This window comes from Burkholderia sp. YIM B11467, assembly GCF_052952715.1.
Window position 1 is genome coordinate 399300 of the sequence record NZ_JBQVSQ010000005.1, and the last position, 18299, is coordinate 417598.

The following is an 18299-nucleotide window of genomic DNA, read 5'->3' on the forward strand; positions in this document are numbered from 1 at the left end:
AACCACAACGAACGGAAGGAATCAACCATGAACGCAGCTCACGCAGCAAAGCACCTCACGTTATTACGCCCGGCAACCGTGTTCCATCCGCGGCAACGTCCCGCCGCGGAAAAAAATTTGCACATTACGGATACCATGATGGTTACTCATCGTGAAGTGAAGCAGATCCCCGCCCCGGTGATGCTACGCGAACTGGTTCAGGCCGGGCAAGAGCACGTAGCCGATGTAGTGATGCTGGCGGAGCTGGAGCGCCAGACGCGCATCGCGGAGAAATTCGCCGACGCATACGTGCTGCTGCGCGACCTGAGCGACGAGTGGGATCGCTTCGCAGCGCTCCATCCTGATGCGGCCGCCGATGGCTGGCTCGGGCTTCTCGTCAACCGCGCGCGCGTCCTGCGTGCAGAGATCGACGGCATTGCCGATGCGAACCGCGCTTGAGTGGGTGGTCGCGCTGGTCGTGTGCCTCGGCTACGGCGCATGGGCAGCAGCGCAGAACCTAGGAGCGATTCCATGAACGAAGACGACTCTGCATTTTGGCAACAGGTCATGGAGCAAGAACAGCAGCAGTTCGAGGAGGAAAACGGGAATGGAAACAAATCTGAAGGTGTACGGCGCGATAGCCGCCGTCATGCAGGAAATGTCACAGGTCGGGATCTCGAAAGATCGCCGCAACCAGCAGCAGGGCTACAACTTTCGCGGGATTGACGACGCATACGCAGCGCTGTCGCCGATCCTCTCGAAGCACAAGCTCCTGATGCTGCCGCGCGTCACGAAGCGCGAGCAGGTCGAGCGCGTTACGGCGAAGGGTGGCGCGATCTTCTACACGACCGTCACCGTCGAATTCGACCTGATCAGTGCAGAGGACGGGTCGAAGCACACGATCGTTACGGTCGGCGAGGCGATGGACAGCGCCGACAAGAGCAGCAACAAGGCGATGTCCGCAGCGTACAAGTACGCAGCCTTTCAGGCGTTCTGCATCCCGACCGAAGGCGACAACGATGCAGACGGCACATCGCACGATGTCGCCGCGAGGAATGGCTCGTCGGGCCAACACGAAACGACCTCCGCCGCACTTGCGATTGAGGAGCAGATGCGCGGGGCCCGGACGGTTCCCGATCTCGTCGAGATCATGAACAGCCTGACAAAGGAACAGAAGGCTGCAGCGAACGCAGTGTTCAATCAGCGTATGAAAGAACTGAAGAAGGCGGCATAAATGGCATCCGTGAACAAAGTCATCCTCGTCGGCAATCTCGGCGCCGATCCTGAAGTCCGTTACTTGCCGAGCGGCGATGCGGTTGCGAACATCCGCCTCGCGACGACCGATCGCTACAAGGACAAGGCCAGCGGCGATTACAAGGAAGTGACCGAGTGGCATCGCGTCAACTTCTTCGGCCGCCTCGCGGAGATCGTCAGCGAGTACCTGAAGAAGGGTTCGTCGGTCTACATCGAAGGCCGCATCCGCACGCGCAAGTGGCAGGACCAGGCCGGCCAAGATCGCTACTCGACCGAGATCGTCGCCGACCAGATGCAGATGCTCGGAGGCCGCGGCGGCTCGGGCGCTGGCGAAGAAAGCGGCTACGGCGGCAGCCAGCGTGGCAACGGCCGCGCCAGCAGCGCGACGCGTGGGGGTGCATCCGGCGCGCAGAGTCGCTCCAGCGTGCCGGCTGGTGGCGGCTTCGATGAAATGGATGACGACATTCCGTTCTAGGAGGAACGTTGTCGCGCGACAAAATCATTAGGATACCGATATGCAGCTCACGCACTGGTTCGACAAGAGCATCACCCCGCTGCACATCGGCGTCTACGAAGTGCGGCGGAAGCCGAACGGCAAGCAGCTTGTCCGCTGGTTCGCGTTCTGGACCGGGAAGCACTGGGCATGCACGGCACCGACGGTCGACGAGGCATACGCCGCGCGCGAGTCTCCGAGCTACGAAGCGCCGCGCGTTGGTGGCTTCGAGTGGCGCGGCATCAGGCGCAAAAAAATTTCTTCCAGACGGATACCGTCATAGTTACCGCGATACCACAAAGGAGAAGCAAATGGACATCACCCTCGACATCGAAACCATCCCGAGCCAAAACCCGGACGTGCTCGACGCGATCCGTAAGAGCGTCGCGGAGAACTTCAAGGCCCCGTCGACGCTGACGAAGGAACAAGCCGCGATCGACCTCGGCATGACCGACAAGGACGAGATCAAGTTCACGAGCAAGGACGCAATGCTCGCGCGCTGGGTCGAACGCTTCCGCGGCGAGAAGACGGAGGAAGTCGCACAGGAGCAATGGCGCAAGACGTCGTTCGACGGCGCGACCGGCCAGATCGCAGTGATCGGCCTCGCGCTCGGCGCCGAAGAGCCCGAGACGTTCCACTCGGAAGACTGGGCCAATAAGGAGGCGAGCGTGCTGCGCGCCGCGTTCGAGCGCATCGCTGACGCGTACACGCCGAGTTCCGATCGGCGCCCGGTGTTCATCGGCCACTACATCACCGGCTTCGACTTGCGGTTCCTGTTCCAGCGCGCAGTCGTGCTCGGCATCAAGCCGCCGTCGATCATCCCCTTCCACGCGCGCCCGTGGGATGACCACGTGTTCGACACGATGACGCGCTGGGCCGGCCACAACGGCTCGATCAAGCTCGACGGCCTGTGCCAGGCGCTCGGCATCCCGAGCCCGAAGAATGGCATCGACGGAAGCATGGTCTGGGACTACGTGCGCGACGGCCGTATCGCAGAGGTCGCGGCGTACTGCGCCGGCGACATCCGCGCCACGCGCGAGGCACATCGCCGCATGACGTTCGCGCAGCAGCCGGCCGCAATCGAGCGGATCGCGGCCTAACTCGAGCGAGCCATGCGCACCGCGATCATCCCGCACTTATCCGACTACACCGAATACGGCTGCGTCGACGGTGGTGCGTGGTTTCAGCGGCGCGTCGTCAGCTTCGCGGAAATCGTGTGGTGCTGACGGCCGCCGAGTGCTTGGCGCGATTCAAGGCCGCGGTGCGCGACGGGCGCCGCGGCCAGTACGGTGCGGCGACCGAGATCGTGGAGCGCGTGCGGCAGAAGGCCGGCGACGAGGCGGCCGAGTGCGCAAAGCGCGAATTGTGGAACTACATCAGATCGAATAGCCGCGCGTGAGCGGCGCAAACTCAAACGGAGCAAAAATTGAAATTATCCGCAAAGGCAGTTCGTCTGGCATATTCATTCGCAGCGAAGGAAGATATTCGCTACTACATGAACGGCGTGAACATCGAGCCGGCTGATGGCGGGGGAGCCCTCATCACCGCGACGAACGGCCACCGTCTCACGCAGGTTCTCGATCGCGATGCGACCAACGTCGAGCCGATGATCATGTCGCTCGACAAGGCGAGCCAAGCCACCCTGAAGCGTGGCGCATGGGTGTCGACCGAGTTCGACGAAAAGCGCGTGGCGATCCTCGATTCCGATTCTCTTCCGATCCACCTCCAGATCGAGAGCTACCGCGTCGAGGCCAACTATCCCGACTGGCGAAAAATTCTCGGGAATCGCGAGCAATGGATTCGCGGAATCGGCGGGAGCTTCAACATTTCTCTGCTGTTCGACGTAATTCGCCTCGTCGACCAGTGCGTCGACAAGCCCGGCCGCTTTGACGCGCCAGCCGTCACCTTCTACAGCAAAGCCGACGCGGAAGGCAACCAGAGTGCGGCCGATGCCCTGCTCTTCGTCATCGACAGCCATGTAAAGGCGTGGGGCCTCGTCATGCCGATGCGCGATCGAAACGGCGACGATCCGCTGTCTGTCGCGTTCGGGAAGGCGGCATGAAAGAGTGGATTAACAACTGCCACTTCGGCGATTGCCGCGATACGTTGCGCGAGATGGCCGCTGACGGTATCAAAGCACAGACGTGCGTGACGTCGCCGCCCTACTACGGGCTGCGCGACTACGGACACGCGGGCCAGCTTGGGCTAGAAGAAACGCCAGACCTGTACATCGCCGCGATGGTCGGCGTGTTCCGCGCCGTGCGCGATGTGCTCGCCGACGACGGCACGCTCTGGCTAAACATCGGTGATAGCTACGCGGGGTCGTGGGGCTCGCAGGGGCGCCAGGGTAATACCGGGCAAATGGCCGGGAGGTCCGTCGCTGACGTTCGCGCACGGTCGAAAATCCAGGCCGCGCGTATCGAAGCCGGCGCCTATCCGTCGAAGATGACGCGGACCGGCACGATCCCGGAGGACTCCGGCCTCAAGCCGAAAGACCTGATCGGCATCCCCTGGATGCTTGCCTTCGCGCTGCGCGCAGATGGCTGGTATCTGCGCTCCGACATCATCTGGTCGAAAGGCAACCCCATGCCAGAAAGCGTGACCGACCGTCCCACTAAGAGCCACGAGTACCTATTCCTGCTCGCGAAGTCCGAGCGCTACTACTACGACCATGAGGCCATCAAGGAGCTTGCCGTAAGCGATCACGCATCCGGCAACGGATTCAAGCGCGATGCGCGCCTTTCATACAGGGACGAAAACGGCGCGCGCGGCAACGACGAGCAGTGGACCGACGTCGGCGGAAAGCGCAATCGCCGCACGGTATGGGACATCAACACGCAGCCGTACAAGGGAGCGCACTTCGCAGTGTTCCCGCCCGCCCTTGTCGAGCCCTGCGTGCAGGCAGGCAGCCGACCAGGCGACATCGTGCTCGATCCGTTTTTCGGGAGCGGCACGACCGGCCAGGTCGCGTATGCACTCGGCCGATATTACGTCGGCTGCGAATTGAATCCCGACTATGCGCCGCTTCAGCGCGAGCGCATTCAGCAACCGGGCCTAATGCTGGAGATTGCATGAGCGACAAGCAGTTATTCCGACTCGTCCACCCCACCGCACGCCAGCTCGCAAGCCGCGCGTGCATCCAAGCCCCCGACGGCTTCATCGTCGAGATCAAGCCGCCCCCGAAGTCGCGCGACCAGGAGGCTCGCTACCACGCGATGATCGGCGACATCGCCGGCCAGGTGCAGCTGCTCGGCCGCCGATGGGATCGCGAGGACATGAAGCGCCTTCTGGTCGACCAGTTCGTGCGCGACATGAAGTCCGCCGGCACGCCGCTGCACAACAGCGGATCCGTCGTCCCGAGCATCGACGGCACCGGCATCGTGCAGCTCGGCGTGCAAACGCGCGGCTTCCGGAAGGCCGAGGCAAGCGCGTTCATCGAATGGTTATTCGCGTTCGGCGCCGAGAACAACGTCACCTGGTCGGAGACGGCCGCGCACGGGTACGAGGAATTGGCGCGGGAGTTCGCCGCATGAATCGCGCCCTGAAGCCGAAGAAATGCCCACAGTGCCGCGAGGTCTTCACGCCAGCGCGCTCGATGCAGAAGGTTTGCGGGCCCCTCTGTGCCGTATCGCACGCCAAGAAACTCGCCGACCAGAAGGCCACGCGCGCGCAGCGCGACGAGCGCAAGTCGATGCGCGAGAAGCTGGAGAAGGCGAAGACGCGTGGCACGCACCTTCGCGAACTGCAGGCAGCGTTCAACGCATGGATCCGCGCGCGCGACGCCGGGCACTCCTGCATCTCGTGCGGCCGCTTTCACCAAGGCCAGTGGCACGCAGGCCATTACCGGTCGGTCGGGTCTGAACCGGCGCTGCGATTCGAGCCGGACAACGTCCACCTGCAATGCGCGCCCTGCAACACCCACTTATCCGGAAACCTCATTCCGTACCGCGCCAATCTGATCAAGAAGATCGGGCTCGAGCGCGTCGAGTGGTTGGAGGGCCCTCATGTCCCGCAAAAGCTCACCATTCAGCAGATCCAGGAACTGAAGACGTTCTATCGCGCCGAGGTGAGGCGGCTCAACAAGGCGGCAGCGTGAGCCTCAAGATCGTGCCCATCAGCCTCGACGAGGCGAACGCGTTCGTTGCGCAGCATCACCGGCACCACAAGCCTGTCGTCGGCCACAAATTCAGCATCGCTGCAGCTGATGCCGAGGCTATCCACGGCGTCGCGATCGTGGGGCGTCCCGTCGCGCGTGGAAACGATGATGGGTGGACGCTGGAGGTCAACCGCTGTTGCACCGACGGTTCGCGCAACGCCTGCTCAATGCTATACGGCGCCGCGTGGCGTGCGGCCAAAGCGCTCGGCTATCGGCGCCTCATCACGTACACGTTGCCATCTGAAGGCGGCGCAAGCATGCGCGCGGCCGGCTGGAAACTGATCGGCGAGCGCGGCGGCGGAAACTGGAACGTGCCGTCGCGCCCACGAATTGATACCGATGCCGCCCTTCGCGGCCAAAAACTTCTCTGGGAAGCCATATGAAGAACATCCCCGTCAGCCGTTCGCGCCAACCCGAGACCGTGGCTCCTCAGGATCTCATCGACGCGATGCTGCCCGGCCGCGCGTACACGCAAGAGGAAATCGTCAACCTGCTGCCGGACCGGCCACGAACGGCCGCGCGCGAGACGCTGAACGCGCTCGTCAACAAGGGGATCGTCTGGCGAGACGCGAGTGATGCGCGAGCGACTGGCGTGCGCTATTCGCTACCCGACGGCGACGCGTTACGTGCCGCCATCGAGCGCAAAGCAGCACCTCCCCAGCAATCGTTCGGTGCACCGCTCAGCGGCTACGACGAATCCATCCGGAAATTTCGCGAGCTGTGCATGACCACGCGCTTTTAGTTGTTGCCGATCGGATACCATGATGGTATCTTTGATCCTGTAGAAGATAACAACGATTCAGGGAGGAATCGAACATGACCTACTTCACCGCGCAGTTATTACGCCGTCTGCTTGCATCGCGCTGCACGCGTCGTAACTCCATCTCAGGGGCCCGAAATGAAGCGTGACCGGTTCTCTTTGTCGCTCGACCTCGGCAACGAGCTGATCATCGACAACTTCGCCGGCGGAGGCGGAACGTCGACGGGCCTCGAGCGCGCGTTCGGCCGCCACGTCGACATCGCGATCAACCACGACCCTGAAGCGCTGGCAATGCACGCGCTTAACCATCCGTACACGAAGCATCTGTGCGAGTCCGTCTGGGACGTTGATCCGATCGCCGTGACGAACAACCGGCCCGTCGGCCTGGTCTGGCTCAGCCCCGATTGCAAGCACTTCAGCAAAGCAAAGGGAGCAACGCCGGTTTCGAAGAACATCCGCGGCCTGGCGTGGGTCGGCATACGCTGGATTGCGCTGACGAAGCCGCGCGTGCTCATGCTTGAGAACGTCGAGGAGTTCCAAGACTGGGGCCCGCTGATCATCGATGCCGACGGCAACGCGCGGCCGGACCCGAAGCGGAAGGGAAAGACGTTCGAGAGCTTTGTGCGCCAGTTGCGGCAGCACGGTTACAAGGTGGACTGGCGCGAGATGCGCGCGTGCGACAACGGCGCACCGACGCTGCGCAAGCGCTTGTTTCTGGTCGCGCGCCGTGATGGGCTCCCGCTGGCCTTCCCTACTCCGACGCACGCCGAGCCGACGTCGGCTCAAGTACTCAGAGGCATCCTCGCGCCGCACCGCACGGCAGCAGAGTGCATCGACTTCAGCATCACCGCGCCGAGCATCTTCGACCGGCAGAAAGAACTCGTGCGAAACACGCTGCGCCGCGTCGCCAAGGGAATGTGGCGCCACGTCCTCGCGAGCCCGACGCCGTTTATCGTTCCGTCCGCCGACGGCGTGTCGGCGCCCTTCGTCAATGAGCATGCGAACGCCAGCAATCAGCGCACGATGCGGGCCGATGAACCGCTGCGCACGATCTGCGCCCAAGTGAAAGGCGGCCATTTCTCCGTCGTCGCGCCGACGATGGTGAAACTGCGCGGGACGAGCGAGGCGCATCTCAGCGCCGAAAGCATCGAGCAGCCGCTGTCGACTGTGTCAGCTGGCGGCAACCACCATGCACTCGCGAGTGCGCACCTGATCACAATCGGCTACGGTGAGCGCGCCGGGCAGCGGCCGCGCACGCAGGAAATCACCGCCCCGCTCGGCACGGTCGTCGCCGGCGGCGTAAAGCAGGCGATCGTCGCCGCGCACATCACCAAGTTCCGCACCGGCAGCACCGGTGCATCGCTCGACGACCCGATGCCTACCGTCACGGCCAACAGCTTCGTGAAGCGTCCGGGCGGCTCGGCGCCGCTCGGAATCGTCTCGGCGCACCTGATGCACGTGACCCATCACGGCGATCGTGCAGGCAGCACGCCGGCGCATCCGCTGCCGACCGTCACCGGCGCGCATCGCGGCGAGCAGGCGCTGGCCGCTGCTTTCTTCGAGCAGGCGAACGGCGGATTCTGGGAAGACAACGACGGCCGGCCGGCGACGGCCCCGCTTTCGACGATCGCGTCGAAGGGAGCCAATCAGCGCCTCGTCACTGCCTACCTCGTGAAGTACTACAGCTCGGGCGGACAGTGGCAGGACATCGGCGCGCCCATGCACACGCTGCCGACCAAGGCTCGCATGGGGCTCGTGCAAGCGGTGAAGGTTCCGGCGGCATGCCTGTCTGAGGAGCATGCGGAGAAGGCACGAAAGTGCGCGGCGCTGCTGCGTGAGCATCTTCCGGAGGAATTCACCGAGGACGCCGACATGGTGATGATGCACCACGCCGGCGCCTGGTGGGTACTCGTCGACATCACGCTTCGCATGCTGAAGGCTCGGGAGCTGTACCGTGCCCAGGACTTCCCTGACAGCTACATCATCCACGAGATCCCCGATCCGAAATTGCTGTTCGTGGACGGCGTGCAGGTGCCAGGCGATCCGCGCGACATCCCGCGCATCCCGCTTTCGATCACCGCGCAGATCCGCATGTGCGGCAACAGTGTGTCGCCAGCGCAGGCTGAGGCACTCGGCCGCGTCAACTTCGCGCACGAAAAACAATTCGCGTTCGCCGCGGCGTAACCAAGGACCATACCATGACCACCGAAAATAGCCGCGCTGATGCGCTGACGGAAGCCGTAACGCGCACGATCGAGACGATCAAGCGACAACTCGATCTGATCGTCGAACGCGCGCCCGGAGATTTCCTCGACAAGCGGCCCGTCGTGCAGTCGCTCAGCGCGCACGTACGGCGCCTTGAGAAAGCGCTCGCCGCATCCCCTGTCGAGCAGCCCGCAGCAGCGGCGATCGACGATGAGCAGCGCATCGAGGCGGTGGCGCGCGCCACGATCATGGATGCCTGCCAGAGCATTTCGCGCAGCGCTGACGGCGTGAAAGCTGGATGCGCGATTGGCGATGAATGGCCTGATGCCGAGGACAAGGCGTTCTACGACGCTGAGTTGCGCCTGCTCGGCCGATTGACTGCCCTTCTCGCCGCCCATCCGGGCCAGCCGGCGCCGATCGACATGCTGCTGTTCTGTCCGAAGTGCGGTGTCCAGCACATCGATGCCGAAGAATGGCACGACGATCCCCATGACATCGAGCAGGGGCAAATTCGCGTATGGGATAACCCGCCACACCGCTCGCACCTCTGTCATGCGTGCGGCACGATCTGGCGACCGGCCGACGTGCCGACGAACGGCGTCGCAGCGATCCAGACGCGCGGGAAAGCGGATACGTCGGACGGGAAGCCGGAGCCGGCAAGCCGCAGCGTCATCGCTGCCGCGCGCGCCGTGATCAAAGCGGACCGCTCGCAGACGCTGACGACCGAGCACGTCGATGCGCTCGACAACGCGATCAGGATCCAGCGCGGCGAACTGAAGTTGCCGGAGCCGCGCGCCGAGGTGACAGACGCGATGATTGCCGCAGCTGCTAAAACGCTTTCTGATCGCAGCGCCGACGCGTGCAACATCAATCGCGACGACAACTGGATGATTTATGGCGAGCAGTTTCAACAAGACGCGATGGCAGCACTTGAAGCAGCAGAAGCCGCGCGCGCAGGAGATGCATCGTGAAGCACCCTGACTACATCGAAATTCGTGTCAAGCGGCCCGAAGATTACGACGACGTTTGCGCCGAACTGGTTGCGGAGGACTTTCTGGCCACGCATGGCGGCGGCAGTTGGCAATACGAAGTTGCCGATAGCGCTGACACGGGCTGGATCAGCGTCGACGACCAGTTGCCGCCGTACAACCGGAAGATTGGATCGCTTGGCGTTGAGGTGCTGATCTGGCCGGCGATGGAGAGCGGCGAGCGCACGGCGTTCTTCGGGCGGCGCGTCAGCCAGAAACCTTCGTTCTATCGCTACGGCGCACTTGTGCACGGCGTCACCCACTGGATGCCGTTGCCTGCAAATCCGGACGTCGCACACTCAGGAGAAAACCAATGAGCAAGTACAAAAAACGTCGATGCGCTGATCCTTGCCGCGATCGACGAAACGCCGAAGAAGTTCGCCGCCATCAATACCGGTACGGTGCGTCAGGAAAGCGAGCGCATCGCGCGCGAGGAATCGCGGCCGACAGCATTCGGCGAAGTCGTCGGCTGGCGCATTGTCGACCGTCGACTTCAGGCGGCGCGCAAGTCCGGGAAGATCCAGTCGACGACGAAAGGATGGGTGCGAGCATGAAAGCCCTGTCGATCCGCCAACCGTGGGCATGGCTCGTCGCCGCCGGCATCAAGGACATCGAGAACCGGACGTGGCGCACGTCGTATCGCGGGCCGCTGCTGATCCATGCGTCTGCCGGCATGACGCGGCAGGAATACGAGGACGCGTTCCAGTTCGCGCTGGAAGCCGGCGGCATCCAGATCGCGCACCGTATGCCGGGCGTGAATGAACTAGAGCGTGGTGGGATCGTCGGCGTCGTCGACCTGTTCGACGTCGTGCCGTCGTCGCTCCGCACGTCGCAATGGCAAGTGGAAGGATGCTACGGGCTCGCCGTGCGCAACGCGCGCCCGCTGCCGTTCATCCAGTACAAGGGCCAGCTCGGCATCTTCGACATGCCGGATAGCCTTCTGCGGGCGGCAGCATGAAGAAGCCTACCAAAGCGCAGATCGCGCAAGAGAACGTGAGGCGGCTCGTGTCGATCGGCATCGCCGCGCTGGAATACGACCATGCACGGACCGAGGCGAATGCCGAGCGCAAATACCTGATCGCCGCCCGCAAGCTCTGGAGCGAAGACCCTGAGCGCAGCGACGACACGCCGGCCGAGTGCGAGACGCAGTATGCCCTTTCGGCCAAGAAGCGCACACATGCCCGCGCGCGTCTGCTGCGACAGATCGCTCGCTACTGCGAATGGACCATCGAAGTGAACGGGAAATGAACATGCAGGACGCAGCACACGACGTTATCGATACCACACGCAAGCACTGGGGGCTCTGACAATGGCGGGAACGAAGAAGAAGCCGCGCGGCAAGTACGATCCGCGCCGCGCCTTATCGGCGGCCTTGCGCCTCGACGCGCGTGCGCACGGCCGCCGGCAGTTGCAGGAATCGCAGTTGCGAGACATGGGAATCGCGTATCGGATCTCCTTCGACCGGATGCGGGCAGGCCGCGGCGACGTGTCGACCTGGGCGACGATCAACTGCATGACGCACATCGCGATCGCTATGGCCGAGCGATGGATCGGACAAGAGCACGCTGCCGCACTCGCCCGTGCGCTGGCGGCGCTTGAGCGGGCCGAGCAGCACGGACTGGCGACGGACCGCTGGCTGCTCGACGGCGACGCGTTGTCGGCCGTCGGCCTTGCGCTCGACATCCACGACGCGCAGCTCGATGCGGCCACGGTCGGCGACGCCCGGGCAGCGATCAGCGAGGCCGAGCGCCGGATCGGCCTTAAGGTTGGCGCACAACCGGCCAACGACAGCGCGGCGATGCACATGGAGGCGGCGTGAGCGACTATCTTTCAGCAGATGAGCTGGCCGACTTAGTCGGATGCCGCTCTAACCAGCGAGCAGCTATGGTGCAGTGGCTCGAAAGTAATCGCTGGCGCTTCGTAGTCGACAAAAATGGACTGCCGAAAGTCGCGCTCGCTTACCGCGACATGAAGCTAGGATTAGTTAGCGACACCAAGGCAACGAGATATGATGAAGGACCGAACCTCCAAGCGTTCGCGCGTACTTGAAACCAACGAGCCGACCGGCATCGATCGACTCTACAAGCGCACCGGCGTGCGCAAGGTTTCGTTTTGGTACAAATACCCGGATGGCCGCAGCGAGACATTCGAAACTGCCCAGCGCGGCGACCGCGCGGCGATCTTGGAAGCTGAGCGGCGCGCGAAGCGGCGCGCAGTCGACGTTCAAGCCGGGCACATCATTTCAGGCTCGGTTGCCGACGCGATCGATCGATTCAAAACCGAAGTGGATCCGAAGCACTTCCGCGATCAGTCCCGCGATGGGAAGTACGTGCGCGACTCGTATTACGAGAAGCTGACGCGCTTCTTCGGGCGGATGGCGCCGACCAAGCTCGAGACTCACCACGGCTATCAGTACCTCGACGCGCGCGCCGCCGCCGGTGCGCCTATCGGCGCGAACAAGGAAATGGCGCTGATGCAGACGATGTGCAATTACTGGATCCGCTGGGGCATCATCAAGACAAACCCGTTTGTCGGAATGATGCTCAACCAGGCAGACCGGGATGTGCGCACTGTCGAGCGGCAACAGATCGTGCGCTTCTATCTGTGGTCCGTCCGACAGGAGCAAGCCTATCGCACGATGGGCACCGCGGCGATGTTCTGCTACCTGACTGGCTTCCGCGCCGCCGAGGTGCGTCCTTTCCACCTGTCAGGCATAACAGATGCCGGCGTGCGAGTGGTCGGTGCGAAGCGCAAGCGCGGCGAGGCCGCGACCATGAAGCTACGGGAATGGTCGCAGCGGCTGCACGTCGTCGTCGAGCGCGCAAAGCGCGGCCGGAAGGTCGATAGCCTATTCCTGTTTCCGAATCGTCGCGGACAGCCGTATTCGAAGAGCGGGTGGGCGTCAGTGTGGCAGGACGCGATGTATGCGTACATCGGCAGATTTGATTCTCGCATCGCGCGAGAATGCGAGGCAAAGCGCGCACGCGAAGCTGCACAGCGAAAAGGATTCGCCGTCGAGGGGGAGTTGAAGCTGACGCTCGTCGATCATCCCGCGTACTTCTCAATGCTCGATGTGCGGCCGGCCGCGATTACCACGAAACTCGCGAATCGCGATGCAGATGCGTATGATTTCGCCGCGCACGCGAACCCGAGCACGACTCACAAACATTATGATCGACGGAAAGTGAAGGTTGCAAAAGCAACCGAGTGAATTCCGAAAATGATATTTCAGTTCCGAAATTCACATATTGGAAAGCAAAACAGGCACCTAAGTGCCTGTTTTGTTTGGGAATTTTGGGGTGGCTGATGGGACTCGAACCCACGACGACAGGAATCACAATCCTGGACTCTACCAACTGAGCTACAGCCACCACTGATACCGCTTTGTTTCTCCGCTGTTTTTGTTTCAGCAGCGAAGAAGCAAGATTATACGAAGTCTTTTGAATCTTGCAAAGCCTTTTTTTCAAAAAATTCTTCGGCTTCGTTCAGATGCGCGCGCGCCTCGTCGAACACGGCCAGATCGCCGCGCGCGAGCTTCTTGTTGTCGGACAGCACACGACGCCAGCCGCGTGCACCCGGCATGCCGCGATACAGTCCGAGCGCGTGCCGCACGATCGCGCCGAGGTAGGTCCCGCGCTTCAGTTCGGCCGCACAATATTCGATCAGTTGAGCCTCGGCCTCTTCGCGCGTCGGCGCCGCTGCGGTCGACCCATAGAAGCGCGTATCGACATCCGCAAGCACGTACGGGTTGTGATACGCCTCGCGGCCGAGCATCACGCCATCGACATGCTCGAGATGCTGCGCGACCTCGTCGAGCGTCTTGATGCCGCCGTTGATGACGATCTCCAGCGACGGAAAATCGCGCTTCAACTGATACGCATAGTCGTACTTGAGCGGCGGGATCTCGCGATTCTCCTTCGGCGACAGCCCCTTCAGGATCGCGTTGCGGGCATGCACGACGAACGTTTCGCAACCGGCCTCGGCCACCGTGCCGACGAAGTCGCGCACGAACGCATAGTCCTCGACCGCATCGACACCGATGCGGTGCTTGACCGTGACCGGCACCGATACCGCATCGCGCATCGCCTTCACGCAGTCGGCAACGAGCTGCGGCTCGTTCATCAGGCACGCACCGAATGCACCGCGCTGCACGCGCTCGGACGGACACCCGCAATTCAGGTTGATTTCGTCGTAGCCCCACTGCTCGCCGAGCTTCGCGGCGCGCGCGAGATCGTCACGCTCGCTGCCGCCCAGTTGCAGCGCGACCGGCGATTCGTTCGGCGTGAACGCGAGATGCCGCTGGGCATCGCCGAACAGCAGCGCGCCCGTCGTGATCATCTCCGTATATAGCCAGGTGTCGCGCGTCAGCGTACGGTGGAACGACCGGCAATGGCGATCGGTCCAGTCGAGCATGGGCGCGACGGATACGCGGCGGGGAGGAAGCGAGGACGGAACAGACATGGAATTCGGGCAACAGGCCAGGCGGCGCGGACACAACCTGCTATTTTACCGCAACACGGGCCGTGCCGGCCCGACACCCGCTCTACCCCTCACCCAGTTCCGCATCGACCGCCCGCCGCGCCTCTTCCAGCACGCGCTCGATCACCCGCCGTTCGGTCAGCAGCACGCCGTCGACCTTGACGAGCCGCCAGTCGATCCGCACGGCATCGCCCTGCAGCACGCGGTAGTGGGCATGCTCGCCGTCCCAGACCTGCTCGGTCTTCACCTCGATCTCGAAGCCGCGGTACGGCTCGCTGAAATCGCCGAGGTCGCTGCCTCTCGGTTCCATCGCACGCTCCGTGGCAACACGGCGCCGGCCGCCCTTGCAACCGGCGCCGCGCGCTCAATCGTATTCGTCAGACAAAAAGGATTTACCATCCGCGGTCAGGTCGACCCTGTCGGCCGTCGCCTGATAGATCAGCCCCTCGTTCAGCAACGCATAAACGACGTCGTCGAACGCGGCGGGAACCGGCCGGCTTTCGCCGAACTGGTCGATCCATTTCAGCGCCTCGATGGCTTCCGGGGAAAGGATGGGGGTCATGCGTTGGCCTCCGGCGTAGGTGTCGTTCCATCCTAGCACTTCGTCCGGACGCCGAATATCGAGGCAAACGCGCTGCGGGAATCCCGCGCGGCGCGCGCCGACGGGCAAGGCTGCCCGCCGGCACCACACCGGCGCGGGAAACACGCGCTCAGAGACGCGCGATCGATACTTCGGTCGACTTCACGAGCGCGACGACTTCCGCGCCGACCTTCAGTTCAAGCTCGTCGACCGACCGGGTCGTGATCACCGACGTGACGATGCCGAACGGCGTCTCGACGTCGACCTCGGACACCACCGGCCCGCGAATGATCTCCTTCACCTTGCCTTTGAACTGGTTACGCACGTTGATTGCAGTGATGCTCATCGGGTTGATCGCTCCGAAGAAAAAAGTCTCAGAACGGACGGCCGAAGCCGCCCGGAATTAAACGGCCCAGCGGATCTGCCCGACCGGTCGAACGTTGTCTGCTTCATGCACCGTGCCCTGATCCGCCGCGCCGGGCCCGCCGGCGAGCACGCGTTTCAGCACGCGGTCTTCCAGCGCCGCAAACGCCGCCGATGCGCGGGCGCGCGGCCGGTCGAGCGGTACGGGTTGATCCAGCGCCACACGCCCCTGCTCGATGAGCAGGATGCGGTCGCCGAGGGCGACGGCCTCCTGCACGTCGTGCGTGACGAGCAGCGCGGTGAACCGATGCTCGCGCCACAGGCGCTCGATCAGCGCATGCATCTCGATGCGGGTCAGCGCGTCGAGCGCGCCGAGCGGCTCGTCGAGCAACAGCAACTGCGGCCGGTGCACGAGCGCGCGCGCCAATGACACACGCTGCCGCTGGCCGCCCGACAGTTGCGCGGGCCAGTCGTTCGCCCGCTCCAGCAGGCCGACTTCGTCGAGCACCGCGCGTGCGTCGTCGCGCGCACCGCGCCCGAGGCCGAGCATCACGTTCTGCAGCACGGTTTTCCAAGGCAGCAGGCGCGCATCCTGGAACATGATCCGCGTATCGAGCACGCCGCCGCCCTCGCCGCGCGTCACGAGCGCACCGCTGCTCGGCTGCTCGAGTCCCGCGACGAGACGCAGCAGCGTCGATTTCCCGCAGCCGCTGCGACCGACGATCGCGACGAAGCTGCCGCGTGCGATGCCGAGCTCGACGTTGTCGAGCACGGTGCGCGCGCCATAACGCTTGCTGACGCCCGACAGCGTCACCGCATCGTCGGGTGCCGGGCTTCCCGCTCGCCGCCGCGCGAGCGGAACGACCGATGCGCTGCCGTCGCGATCGAGGATCGCCGCGTCGCGCGCATCGCCGTCCGTGACACGCGCCTGCGCAAGCTCGGCCTCGAGGTCTGCGCCGGCGAGCAGGCCATAAGCGGCCGCCGAAGTCGTCGCATTCATGCCTTTGCTCCTGATTGGTAAGCGGGGTGCCAGCGCAACGTCACGCGTTCGAGCCATTTCGCCAGCACGTCGGCCAGCTTGCCGAGCACCGCGTACAGCAGGATGCCGACCACCACCACGTCGGTTTGCAGGAATTCGCGCGCGTTCATCGTCATGTAGCCGATGCCCGACTGTGCGGAAATCGTTTCCGCGACGATCAGCATCACCCACATCAGCCCGAGCGCGAAACGCACGCCGACGAGGATCGACGGCAACGCACCGGGGAGGATCACGTCGCGGTACAGCGCAAAGCCGCGCACGCCATAACTCTTCGCCATCTCGATCAGGTTCGCGTCGACCGAGCGGATCCCGTGATACGTGTTGATGTAGACCGGAAAGAACACGCCGAGCGCGACGAGGAACAGCTTCGCCTTCTCGTCGATGCCGAACCACAGGATCACGAGCGGAATCATCGCGAGCGCCGGGATGTTGCGGATCATCTGGATCGTCGAATCGAGCGCGACCTCGGCCGCCTTCGACAGGCCGGTCGCGAGACCCAGCGCGAGGCCGACGCCGCCGCCGATCGCGAAGCCGAACAGCGCACGCCATGTACTGACCTTCACATTCGCCCACATTTCGCCCGACGTCACGAGCGACCAGGCCGCGCGCACGACCGCCACGGGCTCGGGCAGCACGCGGGTCGACAGCCAGCCGACGCGCGCGCCGACCTCCCATGCGACCAGCAGCGCGAGCGGCACCAGCCACGGCGCGACGGCGCGCCATGCGCGGGCGGCCACGACGGCACCCGTCGTCGATGTTTTCGTTGTCATCGCAGGCCTCTCCTCGCTCAGCTCTGGCTCGCCTTCGGCAGATAGCTGTTGCCGACGATCTCGCCGAACGGCCCCGACAGCGGACCGGTCGCCTTTTCCGCGCCCTTGCCCTTGATCAGCGGGAACACGAGCTCGGCGAAGCGATACGACTCCTCGAGGTGCGGGTAGCCGGACAGGATGAATGTCTCGATGCCGAGGTCCGCGTATTCGCGCATGCGTTCCGCGACCTGCTCGGGATTGCCGACGAGCGCCGTGCCCGCACCGCCGCGCACGAGACCGACGCCGGCCCACAGGTTCGGATACACCTCGAGCGCATCGCGGCCGCCGCGCTTGCCGCCGTGCAGCGCGGCCATGCGGCGCTGGCCTTCCGAATCCATGTTCGCGAACGCCTGCTGTGCACGCGCGATCGTGTCGTCGTCGAGGCGGCTGATCAGCCGGTCGGCGTCACGCCATGCTTCGTCCTCGGTCTCACGCACGATCACGTGCAGGCGGATGCCGAACTTGATCTTGCGGCCGCGCGCTTCGGCGCGGGCCCGGATGTCCGCGATCTTCTTCGCGACGGCCTCGGGCGGCTCGCCCCAGGTCAGATAGGTATCGATGTGATCGGCGGCGATCGCGTGCGCGGCCGGCGACGAACCGCCGAACCACAGCGGCGGATGCGGACGCTGCACGGGCGGATAAAGCGCCTTGCCGCCCTTCGACTGCAGGTGCTTGCCGATGTAGTCGAAACCGCCGTTGTCGTGCGACGCGGCAAGCAGCCCGCGCCAGATGTTCAGGAAATCGTCGGTAATCTCGTAGCGCGTATCGTGATCGGCAAACAGGCCATCACCTTCGAGCTCGGCGGCATCGCCGCCCGTCACCACGTTGATCAGCAGGCGGCCGCCCGACAGGCGGTCGAACGTCGCGGCCATCCGCGCCGCCAGTCCCGGCGAAGCGATGCCGGGACGCACGGCGACCAGGAACTTCAGACGCTGCGTCGCCGGAATGAGGCTCGACGCGACGACCCACGCATCCTCGCAGGAACGGCCCGTCGGCAGCAGCACGCCGTCGTAGCCGAGCGTGTCGGCCGCCACGGCAACCTGCTTGAAATAGTCGTAATCCGCGGCGCGCGCGCCCTCGGCCGTACCGAGATAACGACTGTCGCCATGCGTGGGGATAAACCAGAACACATTCATCTGCTGCTCCTGCTTGAC

General features: G+C 64.0%; 27 protein-coding genes and 1 tRNA gene. 20 read left to right on the top strand and 8 right to left on the bottom strand.

The features are described 5' to 3' along the window. Positions 1-27: 27 nt before the first annotated feature. The 20 genes from ACTRWB_RS20150 to ACTRWB_RS20245 all read left to right on the top strand — a co-directional run bounded on the left by ACTRWB_RS20150 (position 28) and on the right by ACTRWB_RS20245 (position 13086). Positions 28-438, top strand: coding sequence for a hypothetical protein (locus ACTRWB_RS20150; RefSeq protein ID WP_446903039.1), 411 nt, complete (start codon positions 28-30; stop codon positions 436-438). Positions 439-586: 148 nt separating this feature from the next. Continuing rightward, positions 587-1213 (top strand): ERF family protein, encoded by a 627-nt coding sequence (locus ACTRWB_RS20155; protein ID WP_446903040.1) that lies wholly within the window; start codon positions 587-589, stop codon positions 1211-1213. Next, positions 1214-1708: a single-stranded DNA-binding protein gene (locus ACTRWB_RS20160; protein WP_446903041.1), complete on the top strand. Its 495-nt coding sequence runs from the start codon at positions 1214-1216 to the stop codon at positions 1706-1708. A gap of 40 nt (positions 1709-1748) precedes the next feature. Further along, complete coding sequence (locus ACTRWB_RS20165; RefSeq protein ID WP_446903042.1) at positions 1749-2009, top strand: hypothetical protein; 261 nt, start codon at positions 1749-1751, stop codon at positions 2007-2009. A 28-nt stretch (positions 2010-2037) separates the two neighbouring features. Beyond that, the gene (locus ACTRWB_RS20170) at positions 2038-2826 is read left to right on the top strand and encodes a hypothetical protein (RefSeq protein ID WP_446903043.1); all 789 of its coding nucleotides are present in this window, start codon (positions 2038-2040) and stop codon (positions 2824-2826) included. A 119-nt stretch (positions 2827-2945) separates the two neighbouring features. Then, a complete protein-coding gene (locus tag ACTRWB_RS20175; RefSeq protein WP_446903044.1) occupies positions 2946-3125 on the top strand; it encodes a hypothetical protein in 180 nt (59 codons plus the stop codon). 27 nt (positions 3126-3152) lie between these two features. Next, on the top strand, positions 3153-3788 hold the full coding sequence (locus ACTRWB_RS20180; protein WP_446903045.1) for a hypothetical protein: 636 nt from the start codon (positions 3153-3155) through the stop codon (positions 3786-3788). Then, a complete protein-coding gene (locus ACTRWB_RS20185; protein WP_446903046.1) occupies positions 3785-4801 on the top strand; it encodes a DNA-methyltransferase in 1017 nt (338 codons plus the stop codon). Before ACTRWB_RS20180 ends, ACTRWB_RS20185 begins: the two co-directional genes overlap by 4 nt. Beyond that, positions 4798-5259, top strand: a complete 462-nt coding sequence (locus ACTRWB_RS20190) for a recombination protein NinB (RefSeq protein WP_446903047.1) — start codon at positions 4798-4800, stop codon at positions 5257-5259. Before ACTRWB_RS20185 ends, ACTRWB_RS20190 begins: the two co-directional genes overlap by 4 nt. After that, positions 5256-5822 carry a recombination protein NinG gene (locus ACTRWB_RS20195; RefSeq protein WP_446903048.1) on the top strand — a complete coding sequence of 189 codons (567 nt, stop codon included), beginning with the start codon at positions 5256-5258 and terminating at the stop codon, positions 5820-5822. Before ACTRWB_RS20190 ends, ACTRWB_RS20195 begins: the two co-directional genes overlap by 4 nt. Further along, on the top strand, positions 5819-6265 hold the full coding sequence (locus ACTRWB_RS20200; protein WP_446903049.1) for an XF1762 family protein: 447 nt from the start codon (positions 5819-5821) through the stop codon (positions 6263-6265). Before ACTRWB_RS20195 ends, ACTRWB_RS20200 begins: the two co-directional genes overlap by 4 nt. Beyond that, complete coding sequence (locus tag ACTRWB_RS20205) at positions 6262-6624, top strand: hypothetical protein (RefSeq protein WP_446903050.1); 363 nt, start codon at positions 6262-6264, stop codon at positions 6622-6624. Before ACTRWB_RS20200 ends, ACTRWB_RS20205 begins: the two co-directional genes overlap by 4 nt. A 156-nt stretch (positions 6625-6780) precedes the next feature. Next, entirely contained in the window at positions 6781-8826 is a 2046-nt protein-coding gene (locus ACTRWB_RS20210; RefSeq protein ID WP_446903051.1) for a DNA cytosine methyltransferase, read from the top strand. 14 nt (positions 8827-8840) lie between these two features. Next, the gene (locus ACTRWB_RS20215; protein WP_446903052.1) at positions 8841-9818 is read left to right on the top strand and encodes a hypothetical protein; all 978 of its coding nucleotides are present in this window, start codon (positions 8841-8843) and stop codon (positions 9816-9818) included. Next, entirely contained in the window at positions 9815-10192 is a 378-nt protein-coding gene (locus ACTRWB_RS20220) for a DUF551 domain-containing protein (protein WP_446903053.1), read from the top strand. The genes ACTRWB_RS20215 and ACTRWB_RS20220 overlap by 4 nt, the downstream gene beginning before the upstream one ends. Next, positions 10189-10833, top strand: a complete 645-nt coding sequence (locus ACTRWB_RS20225; protein WP_446903054.1) for an ASCH domain-containing protein — start codon at positions 10189-10191, stop codon at positions 10831-10833. The genes ACTRWB_RS20220 and ACTRWB_RS20225 overlap by 4 nt, the downstream gene beginning before the upstream one ends. Continuing rightward, entirely contained in the window at positions 10830-11123 is a 294-nt protein-coding gene (locus ACTRWB_RS20230) for a hypothetical protein (protein ID WP_446903055.1), read from the top strand. The genes ACTRWB_RS20225 and ACTRWB_RS20230 overlap by 4 nt, the downstream gene beginning before the upstream one ends. Before the next feature lie 124 nt (positions 11124-11247). Beyond that, positions 11248-11694, top strand: a complete 447-nt coding sequence (locus ACTRWB_RS20235; protein WP_446903056.1) for a hypothetical protein — start codon at positions 11248-11250, stop codon at positions 11692-11694. Next, the gene (locus ACTRWB_RS20240; protein ID WP_446903057.1) at positions 11691-11924 is read left to right on the top strand and encodes a DUF4224 domain-containing protein; all 234 of its coding nucleotides are present in this window, start codon (positions 11691-11693) and stop codon (positions 11922-11924) included. Before ACTRWB_RS20235 ends, ACTRWB_RS20240 begins: the two co-directional genes overlap by 4 nt. Further along, positions 11887-13086: a site-specific integrase gene (locus ACTRWB_RS20245; protein WP_446903058.1), complete on the top strand. Its 1200-nt coding sequence runs from the start codon at positions 11887-11889 to the stop codon at positions 13084-13086. The genes ACTRWB_RS20240 and ACTRWB_RS20245 overlap by 38 nt, the downstream gene beginning before the upstream one ends. 84 nt (positions 13087-13170) lie before the next feature. On the opposite strand, the gene ACTRWB_RS20250 is transcribed toward ACTRWB_RS20245, so the two are convergent. From ACTRWB_RS20250 to ssuD, 8 genes are all read right to left on the bottom strand, one after another. Then, a tRNA-His gene (locus tag ACTRWB_RS20250) sits at positions 13171-13246 on the bottom strand. Between the two features lie 55 nt (positions 13247-13301). Continuing rightward, the gene (gene dusA, locus ACTRWB_RS20255) at positions 13302-14288 is read right to left on the bottom strand and encodes a tRNA dihydrouridine(20/20a) synthase DusA (RefSeq protein ID WP_446903059.1); all 987 of its coding nucleotides are present in this window, start codon (positions 14286-14288) and stop codon (positions 13302-13304) included. Between the two features lie 130 nt (positions 14289-14418). Next, positions 14419-14664: a hypothetical protein gene (locus ACTRWB_RS20260; protein WP_419687215.1), complete on the bottom strand. Its 246-nt coding sequence runs from the start codon at positions 14662-14664 to the stop codon at positions 14419-14421. Between the two features lie 54 nt (positions 14665-14718). Beyond that, positions 14719-14916 carry a hypothetical protein gene (locus ACTRWB_RS20265; protein WP_048243884.1) on the bottom strand — a complete coding sequence of 66 codons (198 nt, stop codon included), beginning with the start codon at positions 14914-14916 and terminating at the stop codon, positions 14719-14721. 148 nt (positions 14917-15064) lie between these two features. Further along, positions 15065-15280 carry a TOBE domain-containing protein gene (locus ACTRWB_RS20270; RefSeq protein WP_006400187.1) on the bottom strand — a complete coding sequence of 72 codons (216 nt, stop codon included), beginning with the start codon at positions 15278-15280 and terminating at the stop codon, positions 15065-15067. 57 nt (positions 15281-15337) lie between these two features. Further along, positions 15338-16297: an ATP-binding cassette domain-containing protein gene (locus ACTRWB_RS20275; protein WP_446903060.1), complete on the bottom strand. Its 960-nt coding sequence runs from the start codon at positions 16295-16297 to the stop codon at positions 15338-15340. Next, positions 16294-17106, bottom strand: a complete 813-nt coding sequence (gene ssuC / locus ACTRWB_RS20280) for an aliphatic sulfonate ABC transporter permease SsuC (RefSeq protein ID WP_048243887.1) — start codon at positions 17104-17106, stop codon at positions 16294-16296. The genes ACTRWB_RS20275 and ssuC overlap by 4 nt, the downstream gene beginning before the upstream one ends. 17 nt (positions 17107-17123) lie before the next feature. Further along, complete coding sequence (gene ssuD / locus ACTRWB_RS20285) at positions 17124-18281, bottom strand: FMNH2-dependent alkanesulfonate monooxygenase (RefSeq protein ID WP_048243889.1); 1158 nt, start codon at positions 18279-18281, stop codon at positions 17124-17126. Between the last annotated feature and the right edge of the window lie 18 nt (positions 18282-18299).